This window comes from Flavobacterium sp. FlaQc-57 (assembly GCF_044007395.1).
In the GTDB taxonomy this organism is placed as follows: Bacteria; Bacteroidota; Bacteroidia; order Flavobacteriales; family Flavobacteriaceae; genus Flavobacterium.
In genome coordinates this window covers 1-19,655 of sequence record NZ_JBIPDA010000010.1, presented here as the reverse complement: position 1 = coordinate 19,655, position 19,655 = coordinate 1, and the positions used below count along the sequence as shown (strand labels likewise).

Below are 19,655 nucleotides of genomic sequence, written 5' to 3'. Positions count from 1 at the left end.
GAAGGATCAACCTCAAAATTATCCAACGCTAACGAAGATTCAAACAAAGATATTGTTTGCTTGTATTGTGAAAACTCTACTCCTGAACCAATACCAAAATGATTATTTAAAGAGTAAATATAACCTGTTTTTACAGCTAATCCAGGACGATTCCCTTCTTCTACTGCCGCAATATCACTTTGGATACTGCCAATTCCTGACTGTACACCTACATAAAACTGAGCAGTTATTCCCTGAGAAATTAACAAGAGCATAACTCCCAGTATGTGTTTAATATTAAATTTCATAACTCTATTTTTTAAAATTGGAATAATCCATCCTCATTTGTATCAAATGAGGATGTCATACTCTTAAATTATTTTAATTTCTAACTAAAAGGTTTTTTGTGAAGTATTTACCATTTGTCAAGGTCATTCTTAAAACATAAATACCCGCAGCAAAAGGAGCATTCAAATCAACTGTGTTTTGATTAACTGTTGCAGTAAGCAACAAACTACCTGTAATACTATAAAGTTCAATACGTGCATTTTGTAATCTGCTTGAACTAACATTAGTTGTCAGCTGAAAAACCGCATTACTTTTAACAGGATTGGGAGCAATCATTATATACTCCTCTTGCGCTGTTGGAGAAAAAGTTAACGGACAGCTGGTGATTAATGTTCCGTCTAATTTTGTCGCAACGGCATAATAGATTCCATTTAAAGCACCGTTCTCTTTAAAGAATTGTGAAGTTTGACCTGGAATTAAAACTCCATTTTTATACCAACTGTAAGATTTAAAACTATTAGTACTGTTATCAAATGCAATAATATCTTCAAACTGTTTTCTAATCAGGTTCGGCTGACTGTTTACTGCGGGTAAAACTACTATTTTGGCCGCATTGTAATTACTATCACCCGCTTGTGAAGCTGTTATAGAGGCAGAACCGTAATCATTAAAAATTAACGAACTATTTGAAACAGCTGCAATTTTACTATTTGACGAAGTATAACTTACAGGCAGTTTACTATTAGAAGAAGCCGTTAAAACAACTGTAGTTGCTGCATCACAATCAAATCCTATAGTCTGATCCCAAGTAATTACTTGATCTGCTTTAGTGATATTAAAATTAGAACCAGCGTAAGTAATTAAATACTTATCTCCTGCTGAGAGTGTTCCTTGATTTATAGCATAACTACCTGCATTTTCACCGGGATCTCTGGCTAAACTTCCCGTAAAGGCATCTCCTGGCAATAGACTCGGAACTACAGTAAAATCAAAAACAGGATCGTTTTCACCATAAACTTTACTTTGAGATGGGGTTGCTGTAACTGTAATAGGTATTTGCTTTAATTTTAAAATATAACTTTGAGAAGCAGCAGAATTATTCGCATCAGTAACCGTAACAGTAAAATTACTCTCTGTCATCTGGGTTGTAGTTCCTGTAAGAACACCTTTTGAATTCAAGACAAAACCTGAAGGCAGACTGCCCTTTGTTACTGAAAACGTTTTTTCTCCAACACCTCCCGTTGCTTCAATAGTTTGAGTGTACAGCGCATTAGAATCATAACCCGGTAAAGTTTTCGTTATAAAACTCAATGCTTCTGGCTCTGTAATTGTAAAACTTTGAGTTGTTTGACAAGAATTAGCATCGGTAACAGTACAGGTCCAAGTACCGGCAGTAAGGCCTGTAACACTTACAGTGCCATCTCCTGTTGGATTTCCAGGGGACCAATTATAAGTATAACCAGCGGTTCCCCCTGTTGCTGGATTAACTGAAGCAGCACCATTACTGCCTCCATTGTTAGAGACATCGGTTTGTAAATTGGCTGTTAGCTGCACCGATTGAACAGTTACAGTATAGGTTAAAGTGCTCGTTGCACCATTATTATCGGTACTCTCTACTGTAATGTCAGCTGTACCACTTTGATTGGCTTTTTGGGTAAGGGCTATAACTGCTGCCGAAGCTGTACCGGTATTAGTAGCTGTTATCAAAGCCGTATTGCTGCTGGTAACTGTTGTGCTGACCACTGTACCATCATCAGAAACAGTAACAGGTATATCACTAAGGGGCGTATCTGCAGTCACTAAACACAATGATAAATTAGAAAGCACAGCAGGACTGAACTCTGGTTTGGCATTACAAACGCTATAGGTACCAGGATCCATTATTTTACGAATTTTATGATTATTTGTATCTGCAACATATACATTACCCGAAGCATCTACAGCAACTCCATAAGGATTAATAAATTGTGCTTGGGTGGCTGTGCCGTCTGCAAAACCCCTTGTACTTCCAGCAAGGGTAGTGACTTCACCCCCTAGAGTTATTTTACGGATTTTATAATTACCCTGATCTGCAACATATACATTGCCTGAAACATCTACAGCAACACCAGTATGCAAAGTAAATTGCGCGGCGGAACCTGTGCCGTCACCATCTTTACTTCCTGCAAGGGTAGTTACCACACCTGCCGGAGTGATTTTACGGACTTTACTATTAAACGTATCGGCAACATATACATCGCCCGAAGCATCTACTGCAACTCCAACAGGAAAATTAAATTTTGCTTGAGTGCCTGTGCCGTCTGCATAACCAGATGTACTTCCTGCAAGGGTAGTTACTTCGCCCGCGGGAGTTATTTTACGGATTTTATGATTACTCTGATCTGCAACATATACATTGCCCGAAGCATCTACAGCAACTCCAGTAGGATTATTAAATTGTGCCGATGTACCTGTTCCGTCTGCAAAACCACTTGCACTTCCTGCAAGGGTAGTTACCACACCCGCTGGAGTTATTTTACGTATTGCATTATTCCTTGCATCCGCTACATATAAATTGCCAGAAGCATCTACAGCAACACCAATAGGACTATAAAATTGTGCTTGGGTGCCTGTGCCGTCTACAAAACCTTGAGTACTTCCTGCAAAAGTAGTCACCACACCCGCGGGAGTTATTTTACGGATTTTATTATTACCTGAATCTGCAACATATACATTGCCTGAAGCATCTACAGCAACTCCACTAGGCCTACTAAATTTTGCTGTAGAAACTGTGCCGTCTATAAAACCCTCACTATTGCCCGCTAATGTACTAACTGCTGCCGGGTTTTTAGTACCCACTTCAAGTAAAAAGGATTGGGTTTCCGTGCCGCCTGCTCTAGTAGCGGTAATGGTAATAATTGAAGTTCCAGCTTGCCCTTTTATAGTAGCAATGTCCATGGTGCGGTCGGCGCCTGTACCGCTAAAGGTAATACTTGGCGTAATACTGCCATTGCTGCTGCTTGCTGACAATACTGCATCAGTATCTTCGTAAAGCGTTAGCACTACATTGCTAATGGTCTGTCCATCGCAAGCAACAGCTTGGTTGGCGATGGCAGAAAGTGTAGGGTCTGTAATTGTAAAACTTTGAGTTGTTTGATTTGCATTGGCATCCGTAACAGTCACTTGATACGTACCTGCTGATAATCCTGAAGCTGTAGCAGCTGTTCCTCCACTTGGTGCCCAAGAATAAGTATATCCAGGAACTCCTCCAGAAACAGAAACAGTAGCCGAACCATCACTACCTCTAATGGAAGAGACATTGGTTTGTGAACCAATAGCTACTAAAGGAGCAGGTTCTGTAATTGTAAAACTTTGAATTGTTTGACAAGAATTAGCATCGGTAACCGTACAGGTCCAAGTGCCGGCAGTAAGACCTGTAACACTTACAGTACCATCTCCTGTTGGATTTCCAGGGGACCAGTCATAAGTATAACCAGCCGTTCCTCCTGTTGCTGGATTAACTGAAGCCGCACCATTACTGCCTGCATTTTTAGAGACATTAGTTTGTGATTTGGTTGTCAGCTTCACCGATTGAACAGTTACAGTATAGGTTAAAGTGCTCTTGGCACCGTAATTATCGGTGCTTTCTATTGTGATCACAGCCATACCGCTTTGATTGGCTTTTTGTGTAAGGGCTATAACTGCTGCAGAAGCTGTACCGCTATTAGCTGCTGTTACCAAAGCTGTATTACTGCTGGTAACTGTTGTACTTTCCACTGTACCGTCATCTGAAACATTAACAGCTATAGCACTAAGGGCCGTATCTGCAGTTACTAAACACAATGATAAATTAGGGAGCGCAGTGGGACTGAACAGTGGTTTGGCATTACAACTGCTATAGGTAGCCACTATTTTACGGATTTTATGATTCATATATTCTGCAACATATACATTGCCCAAAGCATCTACAGCAACTCCTCTAGGACTAAGAAATTTTGCTGTGGTGGCTGTGCCGTCTGCAAAACCAGATGTACTTCCTGCAAGGGTAGTGACTTCACCCGCTGGAGTTATTTTGCGGATTTTATGATTATTTGTATCCGTAACATATACATTGCCCGGAGCATCTACAGCAATGTTAGTAGGACTATAAAATTGTGCTGCGGTACCTGTGCCGTCAGCAAAACCAGGAATACTTCCAGCAAGGGTAGTCACCACACCCGCTGGAGTTATTATACGGATTTTATTATTGCCTAAATCTGCAACATATACATTGCCAGAAGCATCTACAGCAACTCCATAAGGAGAAGAAAATTGTACTGCAGTGCCTGTGCCGTCTGCAAAACCATCTGTACTTCCGGCAAGGGTAGTTACCACACCCCCTGGAGTTATTTTACGGATTTTATGATTACCTGAATCTGCAACATATACATTGCCAGAAGCATCTACAGCAACTCCATACAATGAAGCAAATTTTGCTTGGGTACCTGTGCCGTCTGCAAAACCCCGAGTACTTCCTGCAAGGGTAGTGACTTCACCCCCTGGAGTTATTTTACGGATTTTATAATTAGCCTGATCCGAAACATATACATTGCCCGAAGCATCTACAGCAACTCCAATAGGACTCACAAATTGTGCTGCTGCGCCAATGCCGTCTGCAAAACCAGATGTACTTCCTGCAAGGGTAGTTACCGCGCCCGCGGGAGTTATTTTACGGATTTTATAATTCCCCATATCTGCAACATATAGATTACCCGAAGCATCTACAGCAGCACTGTAAGGATTACTAAATTGTGCTGTGGAACTTGTGCCGTCTGCAAAACCCTGAGTACTGCCCGCTAATGTGGTAACAGCTAAAGAGGTTTTATTGCCCACTTCAAGCAAAAAGGTCTGGCTTGCCATACCATCTGTACCTGTAGCGGTAATAGTAATGGTTGTAGCCCCAGTTTGTCCCATTACGGTGGCTATGTCCATAGTGCGGCTAGCACCTGTCCCGCTAAAGGTAATGTTTGGCGTAATACTGCCATTGCTGCTTGTTGCTGACAATACAGCATTGGTATCTCCTCCAAGGGTTATAGCTACATTGCTAATGGTCTGCCCATCGCAAACAGCTTGGTTGGCAATGCTAGAGAGTGTAGGGGCTATCGCTGCGGGAGCATCAAGCACAGTGATACTAAAAGCATTATCATTAGTATTTACTGCATATATGTTCGATAACATGGAACAAATAAGCAAAATAAAAAAAGTAATTTTTTTCATTTGTTTAAAATTTTATATTTTCATTTTATAGAAAACAATTAGTACTCGTTTTGTGTATTTGCCTTATTCCTTGAAAAGACAAAAAATGGTGCTTGTGTTTCTACGTCATAAATATTTTTTTTTAAATTAATAGATAAATATTCTTTCATAAGACCTCTTTAGCTAAATCTTTTTATTCTATTTTAACGTTAAGTTGGAGATTTCGATATCAAAATTAGATATGCTTTTTGCCCGATTCAGGATGTTGAAATGTGAGATTTGACAATCTTAAACGTTTTTTTATAGTGGTCATAGCGTATTAATTCTCTTTTTTTTTGATCTAGTTTCATATGCTATTCTTTTTTCTTGCTAATTTTTAGTTGTCTGGTAATTAAAATTTATCATGATATACTGTCAATAGCGGTAAAACCAAATCATAAATGAGTAGCTTTATTTATAACAAAAGAAACGCTTAATTTGTTTTTTAAGGGGTAAACATTAAATAAGTGATGTATTTAAAAGATTAAGTGATTTTTTGTTGATGCTTTTTTGATTAAAAAAACTAAGAATGAATTTTAAAGATTATTCACCTTTCTAAAAGATATTTTACAGGAATAATTTAGAGTAAAAAATGCCCTCTCTAATTTTCGTTAGCACATTCAGTTTTTTTGACGCTATGATTCAAAAATTAAGAGAGCGGAGTACTACTGTGTAAATTTAGAGCTATGAAAAAGAAAAAAACATAAGGTTTATTCTGATTGCATCGATAGGCATAGGCAGCTAAAAATCCTCAAGGTGACCTTTGGGCTTACTATCAGCGCAGATACTATGTAGCAGTGTAAGAGACTTTCTAAAGACGGGAATTTTGCTTCCCAAAAAAACCTTCTGGCTTTGATTTCGATAAAGAAACTTATAAAAATGAAGCATCAGATTAGAGAGCTATGAGGGAATACTACATAAAATCAGCAACTTCGAGCTATCTTGATGATAAAACCGCTACAATTTTAGGTATTACAAAACCAGATGCAAATATTATTGTTGAGCGTTTGACTTCACTGTGCAGGGACGGCGTAGATCCTTTGGTTAGTATTGATCACAGGATTGAAACCTTTAGAGGAAAAGAACTGTTGTTTATTCACATTAAAGAAAGTGCCATAAAACCAGTTCATATTAAAAGTCAAACAATTGAAGAAAGTTATATTCGAAGCGGAGGAACTACCCGTAAAGCCTCTCGTCAAGAAATCGGAGCTTTAATCCTCAATAGTAAAACGCCAACTTTGGAAGAGCTACACTCTTCCAAATTATTGAATGAGGTTGAATGAGGTTGAAGTCATTACACTACTTGAATACGATAAAATTTTAGATTTACTTAAAAAACCGCCCCCTAGCAATATCCCAGAAATAATCAAATGGTTGGAAGACGAAAAAATGATTGTTGATGTTGATGAAAAAGGTTATTATATAAGTAATTTTGGAGCTATATCTGCCGCCAAAGACCTTAACAAATTCGACGGATTAAGCAGAAAGGCTCTTCGACTCATAAAGTATGAAGGCAAAAATAAGTCTGCGGGAAGTAAAGAATATCCAGTGACAAAAGGTTATGCAATTGGTTTTGAAGGATTAATTCAATTTGTAAAAGAACTATGCCAATTGGACGATTAATAAAAATGTGTTTAGAGAATCCAAATATTGTCGAACAATATGTGCAGTTATGTGACTTGCTTGATAATAATAAAAAAGAAGAAATATCAAAGCGATTAAGAGAGCTATATCATTAAATTATTTTTAAATAGAAATCAAATGTTATTTTTTTAGAGAAAAATATGGAACTCTATAATCACGTGAGTGCTATATTTTAAAACGATAGCGTTTTACTTTTGTGTTTGACATTGTAGCAAAATTACTTAATTTCCAATTTGGATAAATAATAATAAATTTTTATCGCAATCATGACAACAATGTTATCATTGTTATCAAAAAGAATAAAGGCATAAAAAAACACCACTTTATGTGGTGTCTTTTTCCTGATGTACCAAATTATAATCTACCTAAAATATATTTGTATAAAACATTTAACAGACAAATGTTAGTCTTTTTTTTAAAAAAATCAAAGTAAGAGTAACAAGTGGTATTTATTCGTTAGTTATTAGGGAGTGTTTCCAAAGAAGTTCATTTTCCAATTGTTTAAATACCTTAAAAAATAATCCCTTTGCAGTTCTAATGGTAATGCAAGACCGACACCTTTGAGGCAAAATAGGAAAGAAATTTTAATCTCTTTATTTATTTGACACCTTTTCTTATTTATTTAAAATTCCATCCTAATGTTATACCAAAGGCTATAGGTTGTATTTTAGCATTTTTATCTGTGCTATACAATCCATTTGCTTTTCGTTCCAAAACAGATCCTGGATTATAACCTATATAAGATTCGTTTTTATTTTGATCAACTATTGAACCATATCCTTTTTCAAAAAACATTGCCGCATACAGCGCATTTTTGCCCTTCATATCAAAGGTAAATCCTAACTCAAAAGAACTCATTAAAATTCCTTTGGTATTATATTCACCTGATGCTGAATAATTCTCTTGACCTCCAAAACCATATTTTGGCAGATCATCAAAAATTAAGTTGAAATCCGGATAGTAAGCTGTACCATTTACATAATCCGCTGTTGATGTAATTTTATAGCTTACAGGTAAGAAATATTTAGCTCCTGCTCTGAAATTAAAATCAATTCCTTTGTTAATGTTTGTTTTATACTGCACAAAAAATGGAATCTGAATAGCATATAAGGTTTGTTTTTCCTTGTAATTACTTGACTTTACACTGTAAATAAATGCAGAATTTGAAGGATCAACCTCAAAATTATCCAACGCTAACGAAGATTCAAACAAAGATATTGTTTGCTTGTATTGTGAAAACTCTACTCCTGAACCAATACCAAAATGATTATTTAAAGAGTAAATATAACCTGCTTTTACAGCTAATCCAGGACGATTCCCTTCTTCTACTGCCGCAATATCACTTTGGATACTGCCAATTCCTGACTGTACACCTACATAAAACTGAGCAGTTATTCCCTGAGAAATCATCAAGAGCATAACTCCCAGTATGTGTTTAATATTAAATTTCATAACTCTATTTTTTAAAATTGGAATAATCCATCCTCATTTGTATCAAATGAGGATGTCATACTCTTAAATTATTTTAATTTCTAACTAAAAGGTTTTTTGTGAAGTATTTACCATTTGTCAAGGTCATTCTTAAAACATAAATACCCGCAGCAAAAGGAGCATTCAAATCAACTGTGTTTTGATTAACTGTTGCAGTAAGCAACAAACTACCTGTAATACTATAAAGTTCAATACGTGCATTTTGTAATCTGCTTGAACTAACATTAGTTGTCAGCTGAAAAACCGCATTACTTTTAACAGGATTGGGAGCAATCATTATATACTCCTCTTGCGCTGTTGGAGATAAAGTTAACGGACAGCTGGTGATTAATGTTCCGTCTAATTTTGTCGCAACGGCATAATAGATTCCATTTAAAGCACCGTTCTCTTTAAAGAATTGTGAAGTTTGACTTGGAATTAAAACTCCATTTTTATACCAACTGTAAGATTTAAAACTGTTAGAACTGTTATCAAATGAAATAATATCTTCAAACTGTTTTCTAATCAGGTTCGGCTGACTGTTTACTGCGGGTAAAACTACTATTTTGGCCGCATTGTAATTACTATCACCCGCTTGTGAAGCTGTTATAGAGGCAGAACCGTAATCATTAAAAATCAACGAACTATTTGAAACAGCTGCAATTTTACTATTTGACGAAGTATAACTTACAGGCAGTTTACTATTAGAAGAAGCCGTTAAAACAACTGTAGTTGCTGCATCACAATCAAATCCTATAGTCTGATCCCAAGTAATTACTTGATCTGCTTTAGTGATATTAAAATTAGAACCAGCGTAAGTAATTAAATACTTATCTCCTGCGGAGAGTGTTCCTTGATTTATAGCATAACTACCTGTATTTTCACCGGGATCTCTGGCTAAACTTCCCGTAAAGGTATCTCCTGGCAATAGACTCGGAACTACAGTAAAATCAAAAACAGGATCGTTTTCACCATAAACTTTACTTTGAGATACAGCTGCTGTAACTGTAATAGGTATTTGTTCTGTAATGGTAAAAATTTGAGTTGTTTGATTAGAATTAGCATCAATAACTGTCACTTGATAAACACCTGTTGATAATCCTGAAGCTGTAGCAGCAATTCCTCCAGTTGGAGCCCAAATATAGATATATGGAGAAGTTCCACCAGAAACAGAAACAGTAGCCGAGCCATCACTTCCTCCTTTGGTAGATACATTGGTTTGTGAACCAATAGTCGCTACTAGAGGGGCAGGTTCTGTAATTGTAAAAATTTGAGTAGCTGTACAGGAGTTAGCATCTGTAACTGTACAGGTCCAAGTACCAGCAGTAAGCCCCGTAACACTTACAGTACCATCTCCTGTTGGATTTCCAGGGGACCAATTATAAGTATAACCGGCAGTACCTCCTGTTGCTGGATTAACTGAAGCAGCACCATTACTGCCGCCATTTTTAGATACATTAGTTTGTGAATTGGCTGTTAGCTGCACCGATTGAACAGTTACGGTATACGTTAAAGTACTCTTGGCACCTTTATTATCGGTGCTTTCTATTGTGATGTCAGCTGCACCGCTTTGATTGGCTTTTTGGGTAAGGGCTATAACTGCAGCCGAAGCTGTACCTGAGTTGGTAGCAGTTACTAAAGCCGTATTGCTGCTGGTAACTGTTGTACTATTTACTGTGCCGTCAGTGTCCGAAACAGCAACAGGTATATCACTAAGGGACGTATCTGCAGTTACTAAACACAATGATAAATTAGGAAGCACAGCGGGAGTGAACACTGGTTTGGCATTACAACTGCTATAGGTAGCAACATCTACTATTTTACGGATTTTATAATTACCGTTATCTGCAACATATAAATCGCCAGAAACATCTATAGCAACTCCATAAGGACCATTAAATTTTGCTTGGATGCCTGTGCCGTCTGTATCACCAGACGTACTTCCTGCAAGGGTAGTTACTTCCCCAGCCTGAGTTATTTTACGGATTTTATTATTAGCAGGATCTGCTACATATACATTGCCAAAAGCATCTACAGCAACACCAAGAGGACTAAAAAATTTTGCTGCGGAGCCTGTGCCGTCTGCAAAACCACTTGTACTTCCTGCAAGGGTACTTACCACACCCGCTGGAGTTATTTTACGGATTTTTTGATTATATGTATCTGCAACATATACATTGCCTGAAGCATCTACAGCAACGCCAGTAGGGTTCTTAAATCTCGCTGCGCTGCCTGTGCCGTCTTCAAAACCAATTACACTTCCTGTACTTCCTGCAAGGGTAGTTACCTCACCCCCCGGAGTTATTTTACGGATTTTAGAATTACCCTGATCTGCAACATATACATTGCCCAAAGCATCTACAGCAACTCCAGTAGGACCCGAAAATTGTGATGCGGTACCAGTGCCGTCTACAACCCCCTGAGTACTTCCTGCAAGGGTAGTTACTGCGCCCCCTGGAGTTATTTTACGGATTTTATTATTTCCTGTATCTGCAACATATACATTGCCCGAAGGATCTACAGCAACTCCTGCTGGAGTATAAAATTGTGCTTGGGTGCCTGTGCCGTCTGCAAAACCCTGAGTGCTTCCTGCAAGAGTAGTTACCACACCTGCGGGAGTTATTTTACGGATTTTATGATTATTTGTATCCGCAACATATACATTGCCAGAAGGATCTACAGCAACTCCTCTAGGACTAACAAATTGTGATTGGGTACCTGTGCCGTCTGCATTACCCTGAGTACTCCCCGCTAATGTAGTAACTCTTGCAGGGATTTTATTCCCTACCTCAAGTAAAAAGGTTTGCGTTGCAGTACCATCTGTTCCTGCAGCGGTAATGGTAATAATTGTAGTACCAGCTTGCCCCTCTATAGTGGCAATGTCCATGGTACGGTCGGCGTCTGTACCGCTAAAGGTAATACTTGGTGTGATAATGCCATTACTGCTGCTCGCAGAAAATACTGCATCAGTATCTCCGTAAAGCGTTATGGCTACATTGCTAATGGTCTGCCCATCGCAAACAGCCTGGCTGGCAACGGCAGAAAGTGCAAATTCTTTAATTGTAAAAATTTGAGTTGTTTCATTAGAATTGGCATCCGTAACAGTCACTACATACATACCTGCTGATAATCCAGAAGCTGTAGCAGCTGTTCCTCCAGTTGGCGCCCAAGAATAAGCATATCCAGGAACTCCTCCAGAAACAGAAACAGTAGCTGAACCATCACTGCCTCCTTTGGTAAATACATTTGTTTGTGAACCAATAACCGCTACTAAAGGATCAGGTTCTGTAATTGTAAAACTTTGAGTTGCTTGACAAGAATTAGCATCGGTAACAGTACAGGTCCAAGTGCCGGCAGTAAGACCTGTAACACTTACAGTACCATCTCCTGTTGGATTTCCAGGGGACCAATCATAAGTATAACCAGCCGTTCCGCCTGTTGCTGCATTAACTGAAGCCGCACCATTACTACCTGCATTTTTAGAGACATTAGTTTGTAAATTGGCTGTTAGCTGCACCGATTGAACAGTTACAGTATAGGTTAAAGTGCTCTTGGCACCGTAATTATCGGTACTTTCTATTGTGATGTCAGCTGTACCGCTTTGATTGGCTTTTTGGGTAAGGGCTATAATTGCTGCCGAAGCTGTGCCGGTATTAACCGCTGTTACCAAAGCTGTATTACTGCTGGTAACTGTTGTACTTTCCACTGTACCGTCATCTGAAACAGTAACAGGTATTGCACTAAGAGGCGTATCTGTAGTCACTAAACACAATGATAAATTAGAAAGCACAGCAGGACTAAATAAAGGCTTAGGATTACAGCTGCTATAGGTAGCATCTACTATTTTACGGATTTTATTATTACCGCTATCCGCAACATATACATTACCTGAAGCATCTACAACAACTCCCGTAGGAATATTAAATTGCGCTGTGGTGCCTGTCCCATCTGCAAAACCACTTGTACTTCCAGCGAGGGTAGTGACTTCACCCGCTGGAGTTATTTTGCGGATTTTATGATTATTTGTATCTGCAACATACACATTGCCCGAAGCATCTACAGCAACCCCAAAGGGAGCATAAAATTGTGCTGCGGTGCCTATGCCGTCAGCAAAACCAGGAATACTTCCAGCAAGGGGAGTCACCATACCCGCTGGAGTTATTATACGGATTTTATTATTGCCTAAATCTGCAACATATATATTGCCAGAAGCATCTACAGCAACTCCATAAGGAGCCTTAAATTGTGCTGCAGTGCCTGTACCGTCGGCAAAACCACTTGTACTTCCGGCAAGGGTAGTTACTACACCCGCTGGAGTTATTTTACGGATTTTATCATTATACGTATCGGCAACATATACATTGCCAGAAGCATCTACAGTAATGCCTTGAGGATAATTAAATTTTGCTGCGGTACCAATGCCGTCGGCAAAACCCTCAGTACTCCCTGCAAGAGTAGTTACTGAGCCCGCTGGACTTATTTTACGAATTTTATTATTACCAAAATCTGCAACATATACATTACCCAAAACATCTACAGCAACTCCCTGAGGACTATCAAATTGTGCTGCTGTGCCAATGCCGTCGGCAAAACCATAGCTGCCATTTCCTGCAAGGGTACTTACTTCTCCCGCGGGAGTTATTTTGCGGATTATATTATTATACGTATCGGCAACATATATATTGCCCGAAGCATCTACAGCAACTCCCTGAGGATTATAAAATTTTGCTTGGGTGCCTGTGCCGTCTGCAACCCCCTGAGTACTCCCCGCTAGTGTGGTAAGAGCTACAGGGGTTTTATTGCCCACTTCAAGCAAAAAGGTCTGGCTTGCCGTACCATCTGTTCCTGTAGCGGTAATAGTAATGGTTGTAGCTCCAGTTTGTCCCATTACGGTGGCAATGTCCATGGTGCGGTTAGCACCTGTTCCATTAAAAGTAATATTTGGCGTAATACTACCATTGCTGCTGGTTGCCGACAATGTCGCATTGGTATCTCCGCCAAGGGTTATGGCTATATTGTTAATGGTTTGCCCATCGCAAACAGCTTGGTTGGCAATGCTAGAGAGTGTAGGAGCAGTCGCTGCGAGAGCATCAAGCACAGTAACACTAAAAGCATTATCATTAGTATTTGCTGCATATATGTTCGATAACATGGAACATATAAGCAAAATAAAAAAAGTAGTTTTTTTCATTTGTTTAAAATTTTATATTTTCATTTTATAGAAAACAATTAGTACTCGCTTTGTATATTTGCCTTATTCCTTGAAAAGGCAAAAAATGGTGTTTGTGTTTCTAGGTCATAAATATTTCTTCACGAATTAACAGGAAATTTATTCTTTTAAAGATCTCTTTAGCTACATCTTTTGGTTCTATTTTAACGTTAAGTTGGAGATTTCGATATCAAAATTAGATGTGTTTTTTTTGTAAGACAACCTTAATTTTACAAAAATTAACCTTATTCTTAAAGAAAAAGAAAACAGTTAAACAAGTGATGCAATTCATTACTTAAATGAGCGCAATTAATACCTTTTAGATTATAAAAAGCTAATGTAAATTTTAAAGATTATTCACTTCTCTAAAAAAGATATTTTATAAAATAAATTAGAGTGCAAAAATACCCTCCCTAATTTTTGTCTCCAATTTTTGTTAGCACATCCGGATTTTCCTGTCGTAGAGATCTATAAAAGTCGTTAGATATAAGAAGCCTTCTTTTGTACTGATGTAAGTTAATCCGATACCCATACTTTCGAAGGTCTTGTAACAGTAAACTCTCGATTTAGTATATTGGACATGTTGTTGTATTTATGCTTAGAGTCTGTGGTGATTTTGAACTTTCGGCTTAATTTGATTGACAATCCCATCTCCCTCATATATTTAGCTACTGTAATCCTAGACACCTTCCATTTTAATCGAATTAGGTTTTGCATCAAATAAAGCTGAACTTGACTTTATTTTAGGAAAAGAAGCTGACTTAATTTCTTCTAATATTGCTGAGGCAGTTTTAAAATTAGAAAAAATGAATTTCAAATAGTCGTAAAAAAAAAACACTACAAATTGTAGTGTTTTTAATCCAAAACAAACGCGAATATTTTTTTCTGATTCAAGAGACGAAAAATATTATGACCAAAGATATTCTTTCGATCAGTAAAAAAAAATGAGAAAAGTAATAAGTGCCACTATAGATGTAATATTTGGAATCAAATGAACGCTACCTGATTTAACTCTTTACCAAACTCATGCAGCCTTTTTTAGCTTACACTCTAATTCATAATATTTCATAGAAAAATCTTTAAATCGTTTTACAGAGATACAAATATTAATATCATTTTGTAATTAGTTTTATATATCGCACTGCGACTAGTTCAGTTATGAACTAAATCATTAGTAAGAGAATTAAACAAGGAAAAAAACTTTTAAATAAAATTTTGTTTAAACATTTTTACTCTGTTTTTAATATGGATTAATGAGCAGATCAAAATTAGAGCACTTATAACAATTATAAATATTACAATTGGCGATGAAATATATTTCACAACTAAAAAGATCCAAAAAATTAAATTAGCAGCTTCAAACGACAAAATAAAAAACCATTTTATTCTAGTAAAAAAAGGGATTATTACAAGCTTATTCATATATCTTATTATTGTTATTATTGATTCTAAACTTAAATCATGACCCGAGACTTACTTCATTTTTCAAATCTGTAAAATTCAAATTAAAAATTCCTTTATCAGTTCCGTTCCTGGCTTTCTCTGCAATATACATTATCATCAAATATTTTTCACTATCATAGCAAGCAAATCTATCTAATTTGTAAACTACTACAACATCATTTTCTCTTAATGTATCTAATAAAAACAAATTTCCGTAATCAAATTTAAATCATCAACCATGACAATTCCCTTATAATAAAGCAAGAATATTCTTGATTTTAAATACTATTTAAAGTATCTGGCATTAAATCCTATCTTTTGTCTACTACTTTTTAAATTTCTGGTGTGGACTCTAAGCTATAAATTCTATCAAACTTTTTAGTACTTCCATCTGGATGTACACCCATTACCACATGAAAAATTCTATTAAAATAATAAATGGTAATTTTTTGTACGGGCATTTTATTTCGTGTAAATAACTTTGCGTAAAAGTTTCCATCTTGTACATCAGTTATAAATACACCTCCTTTTATACTGTGAGAAGTCATTGTAGCTACAGCGCCACGAAATACTACGCAGTTAGTATAATCTGATTGACTAATTCTAGCATCTTTCCCCGCCACTTTAATTGTTTTTGATTTCATTTTATCAAAATTATACACTTCAACTTTAGTATCGTATACTGGAAAATCAAAGTTATTAGCTAATTGAAAAGACATTTGATTTATGTTATTTACTTTAAATACCACAATTATATCTAACTGTGGATATGCATCACCTCCCTAAATATAACTTTCAGCAAATTTAAATTTTCCCTTTTAAGGAGCTATCAAGTTCAATATTTTTTTTCTTGTTTCTCAATGATTTCTTTTTTAACATCTTCATCACCTTGTGCCTGCTTAATTCAAAGGACAATTGCAGCAACTCCTCCAAGAAAAATAAAAAAATATGCCACATTTATAATTATAATAAAATCCATATATTTTCTAATCATATTAATTATTTACATTTTTATTAAAATAAATATTTTAGACTGGATACGTAAACTAAAAGTAGATTAAAAGTTAAGCTACATTTTTCATGTCATTTTTTTGATTCCAAAATTCTTCTATAGTTTTGTATTGAAGAGCAGAATGCCTGCTCTTTCGGTTGTACCAAATTTCGGTATATTCGAATAAATCAAGCCTCATTTGTCCTTTGCTCACAAGCTTATTTCCGTAAACCTGTTCTATTTTGAGTGTTTTAAAGAAACTCTCCGCTACCGATTATCCCAACAATTTCCTTTTCTACTCATGCTCCTCCTTACGATCTTATAAGACTCTATAACATTGCCAAACTTTTTATTGGCGTACTGTATTGCTCTGTCGGAATGAAATATTAATCCTTTTTCAATGCTTCTGGTCTTTACCGCCATCTTCCAAGCCGCTAATACTGTTTTATCTGTACTTATACTGTTACTTAGGATCCAACCTATGATTTTCCTGTCATAGAGATCAATAACTGTTGTTAGATACAAAAAGCCTTCTTTTGTGCTGATACATGTTATATCTGATACCCATACTTTGGAAGGACCTGAGACAGTAAACTCTCTGTTTAGTATGTTAGCCATAGTGTTGTATTTATGCTTAGAGTCAGTGGTGATTTTGAACTTTCGGCTTAATTTGCTAGATAAACCCATCGCCATCATGTATTTAGCTACTGCAATCCTGGATATCTTATTTCCCAAAGAAGTCAGTTCTGCAGCTATTCTTGGACTCCCGTACCGCTGTTTTGAAGAAAAATAGATAATGTTGATCTGTTTTTTGATCGCAATAGTTTTTTGCTTTTTTTAGACAGCAATCGGACTTTCCATGTATAATATCCCCTGAGGACTATCTCAAGGACTTGATACATCTTTTCAATCGTATATGTTTTTTCATTAGTTAAAATGAAAGTATAGATCAGTGACCGTTTTTGGAAAAGATGCCTATTGCTTTTTTTAATATGTCTCGTTCCATATTTGCATCTTTAAGTCTTTTTTCCAACAGAGCGATCTGTTCTTGTTCAGGAGTCTGCTTTACGTTTCCAATACCAGGAAAACTTCCAAGACCAAACTCTAAATATTCCTTTTTCCATTTGTAAAGCTGTGGAGCAGTTATACCATGTTCCCGAGCTAATTCTGAAACATTAGTCCGTTGAGGCTTAATTCTAACTGCTTTCTCTTTAAAAGCACGGTCGTAAATCTTACGCATTTGTTTCATAATTGATAAAGTTAAGTTTTATTCTTAACTTCCAATTTCCGCTAAGTTAGCAAGTCCAGACTTCAATTATTCTATCTATACAAACATGCAAATTTAATCTTATAAAGCTACAAATAAAAATATAAGAAAGAGACTGCTTATAGAGTAACCAAGTCCTGCTGAAATTCATAAAAAAATTGCATCAGAACTCACCATATCACAGCAACGGTCATTGATTTCATTTCATTATACTGCATTTCAACCACTTATTACTTTTACTTTGAATGTTTTAAAAAAAAAACTAATATTTGTTCATTCAATATTTTATACAAAAAAATTTTAGGTAGATGTTAATTTGGTACATCAGGAAAAAGACACCACATAAAGTGGTGTTTTTTTATGTCGTTATTCTTTATGATAACAATTATAACATTGTTATCATAAATGCGGTAAAAAAATAGTTTTTTTTCTATTTATTAATTAATGCAGATTTTCAGAATCAATTGTATCAATAATAAAAATGAACTTAGAAATATGTCCACATTAATTGAACTATATTATTCTATTCTTATCAAAAATGGATAATAATAGAAATGAACAATAATAAAATACAGATTAAAAGTAGAACAACAATAGATTAGAAGACTTTAATTCATTAAAAAAGCATCACCGAAGTGATGCTTTAGGCCCCAAAGTTGACAAATTTATTACCCACCTACTATTTAAGGTTTAAATATGAAACTTAACCCAAAGATGAATTTCTTCTTTCAATTATAGTCAATCAAAGTAACATGTGGCATATTTAATGGAATTAATGATCGACCTCGAAAAATAAGATATTATAGCATAATTTTAAATCCATTTAATTTTAACAAAGCTGTAAAACAAAAAGCACCAACGAAGTGATGCTTTTTGTTTTCAAAAATAAATATATCGTTTATACTAAAGATAATAAATTGAATCATAAAATAAGTGCTGAATTCCTGTTTTTTATTCACAAATTAACAAGTGGTATTTATTCGTTAGTTATTAGGAATTATTTCCAAATAAGTTCATTTTCCAATTGTTTAAATACCTTAAAAAAATAATCCCTTTGCAGTTCTAATGGTAATGCAAGACCGACACCTTTGAGGCAAAATAGGGAAGAAATTTTAATCTCTTTATTTATTTGATTATTTAAAATTCCATCCTAATGTTACACCAAAGGCTATAGGTTGTATTTTAGCATTTTTATCTGTGCTATACAATCCATTTGCTTTTCGTTCCAAAACAGATCCTGGATTATAACCTATATAAGATTCGTTTTTATTTTGATCAACTATTGAACCATATCCTTTTTCAAAAAACATTGCCGCATACAGCGCATTTTTGCCCTTCATATCAAAGGTAAATCCTAACTCAAAAGAACTCATTAAAATTCCTTTGGTATTATATTCACCTGATGCTGAATAATTCTCTTGACCTCCAAAACCATATTTTGGCAGATCATCAAAAATTAAGTTGAAATCCGGATAGTAAGCTGTACCATTTACATAATCCGCTGTTGATGTAATTTTATAGCTTACAGGTAAGAAATATTTAGCTCCTGCTCTGAAATTAAAATCAATTCCTTTGTTAATGTTTGTTTTATACTGAACAAAAAATGGAATCTGAATAGCATATAAGGTTTGTTTTTCCTTGTAATTACTTGACTTTACACTGTAAATAAATGCAGAATTTGAAGGATCAACCTCAAAATTATCCAACGCTAACGAAGATTCAAACAAAGATATTGTTTGCTTGTATTGTGAAAACTCTACTCCTGAACCAATACCAAAATGATTATTTAAAGAGTAAATATAACCTGTTTTTACAGCTAATCCAGGGCGATTCCCTTCTTCTACTGCCGCAATATCACTTTGGATACTGCCAATTCCTGACTGTACACCTACATAAAACTGAGCAGTTATTCCCTGAGAAATCATCAAGAGCATAACTCCCAGTATGTGTTTAATATTAAATTTCATAACTCTATTTTTTAAATTTGGAATAATCCATCCTCATTTGTATCAAATGAGGATGTCATACTCTTAAATTATTTTAATTTCTAACTAAAAGGTTTTTTGTGAAGTATTTACCATTTGTCAAGGTCATTCTTAAAACATAAATAC

Annotated in this window: 10 protein-coding genes and 1 pseudogene; 2 read left to right on the top strand and 9 right to left on the bottom strand. The window is 35.8% G+C overall.

From position 1 onward, the window contains the following. Together ACHRVZ_RS21365 and ACHRVZ_RS21360 are read right to left on the bottom strand one after the other, a co-directional pair. On the bottom strand, positions 1-287 hold a 287-nt coding region (locus ACHRVZ_RS21365; protein WP_395425053.1), incomplete at its 3' end, for a hypothetical protein. A 73-nt stretch (positions 288-360) separates the two neighbouring features. Beyond that, complete coding sequence (locus ACHRVZ_RS21360) at positions 361-5,502, bottom strand: MBG domain-containing protein (protein ID WP_395425052.1); 5,142 nt, start codon at positions 5,500-5,502, stop codon at positions 361-363. A 920-nt stretch (positions 5,503-6,422) separates the two neighbouring features. On the opposite strand from ACHRVZ_RS21360, the gene ACHRVZ_RS21355 reads away from it, so the two are divergent. Continuing rightward, positions 6,423-6,803, top strand: a complete 381-nt coding sequence (locus ACHRVZ_RS21355; RefSeq protein ID WP_395425051.1) for a helix-turn-helix domain-containing protein — start codon at positions 6,423-6,425, stop codon at positions 6,801-6,803. Continuing rightward, positions 6,796-7,143: a hypothetical protein gene (locus ACHRVZ_RS21350; RefSeq protein WP_395425050.1), complete on the top strand. Its 348-nt coding sequence runs from the start codon at positions 6,796-6,798 to the stop codon at positions 7,141-7,143. The genes ACHRVZ_RS21355 and ACHRVZ_RS21350 overlap by 8 nt, the downstream gene beginning before the upstream one ends. 639 nt (positions 7,144-7,782) lie before the next feature. On the opposite strand, the gene ACHRVZ_RS21345 is transcribed toward ACHRVZ_RS21350, so the two are convergent. From ACHRVZ_RS21345 to ACHRVZ_RS21315, 7 genes and pseudogenes are all read right to left on the bottom strand, one after another. Beyond that, positions 7,783-8,616 carry an outer membrane beta-barrel protein gene (locus ACHRVZ_RS21345; RefSeq protein WP_395425049.1) on the bottom strand — a complete coding sequence of 278 codons (834 nt, stop codon included), beginning with the start codon at positions 8,614-8,616 and terminating at the stop codon, positions 7,783-7,785. Between the two features lie 73 nt (positions 8,617-8,689). Then, complete coding sequence (locus ACHRVZ_RS21340) at positions 8,690-13,825, bottom strand: MBG domain-containing protein (RefSeq protein WP_395425048.1); 5,136 nt, start codon at positions 13,823-13,825, stop codon at positions 8,690-8,692. Positions 13,826-15,618: 1,793 nt separating this feature from the next. Continuing rightward, entirely contained in the window at positions 15,619-16,005 is a 387-nt protein-coding gene (locus ACHRVZ_RS21335; RefSeq protein WP_395425047.1) for a hypothetical protein, read from the bottom strand. Positions 16,006-16,350: 345 nt separating this feature from the next. Continuing rightward, positions 16,351-16,530 (bottom strand): annotated as a pseudogene (locus tag ACHRVZ_RS21330) (IS3 family transposase); the annotation flags it as partial. A gap of 14 nt (positions 16,531-16,544) precedes the next feature. Continuing rightward, positions 16,545-17,072, bottom strand: a complete 528-nt coding sequence (locus tag ACHRVZ_RS21325; protein ID WP_395425054.1) for an IS3 family transposase — start codon at positions 17,070-17,072, stop codon at positions 16,545-16,547. 154 nt (positions 17,073-17,226) lie between these two features. Further along, complete coding sequence (locus ACHRVZ_RS21320; RefSeq protein ID WP_395425046.1) at positions 17,227-17,526, bottom strand: transposase; 300 nt, start codon at positions 17,524-17,526, stop codon at positions 17,227-17,229. A gap of 1,151 nt (positions 17,527-18,677) precedes the next feature. Continuing rightward, positions 18,678-19,511: an outer membrane beta-barrel protein gene (locus ACHRVZ_RS21315; RefSeq protein ID WP_395425045.1), complete on the bottom strand. Its 834-nt coding sequence runs from the start codon at positions 19,509-19,511 to the stop codon at positions 18,678-18,680. Between the last annotated feature and the right edge of the window lie 144 nt (positions 19,512-19,655).

Coding starts and splice junctions, on each gene's coding strand:
- ACHRVZ_RS21345 (WP_395425049.1), bottom strand. CDS start 8,616: ATGAAATTTAATATTAAACACATACTGGGAGTTATGCTCTTGATGATT.
- ACHRVZ_RS21335 (WP_395425047.1), bottom strand. CDS start 16,005: ATGTCTTTTCAATTAGCTAATAACTTTGATTTTCCAGTATACGATACT.
- ACHRVZ_RS21360 (WP_395425052.1), bottom strand. CDS start 5,502: ATGAAAAAAATTACTTTTTTTATTTTGCTTATTTGTTCCATGTTATCG.
- ACHRVZ_RS21340 (WP_395425048.1), bottom strand. CDS start 13,825: ATGAAAAAAACTACTTTTTTTATTTTGCTTATATGTTCCATGTTATCG.
- ACHRVZ_RS21355 (WP_395425051.1), top strand. CDS start 6,423: ATGAGGGAATACTACATAAAATCAGCAACTTCGAGCTATCTTGATGAT.
- ACHRVZ_RS21320 (WP_395425046.1), bottom strand. CDS start 17,526: ATGAAACAAATGCGTAAGATTTACGACCGTGCTTTTAAAGAGAAAGCA.
- ACHRVZ_RS21315 (WP_395425045.1), bottom strand. CDS start 19,511: ATGAAATTTAATATTAAACACATACTGGGAGTTATGCTCTTGATGATT.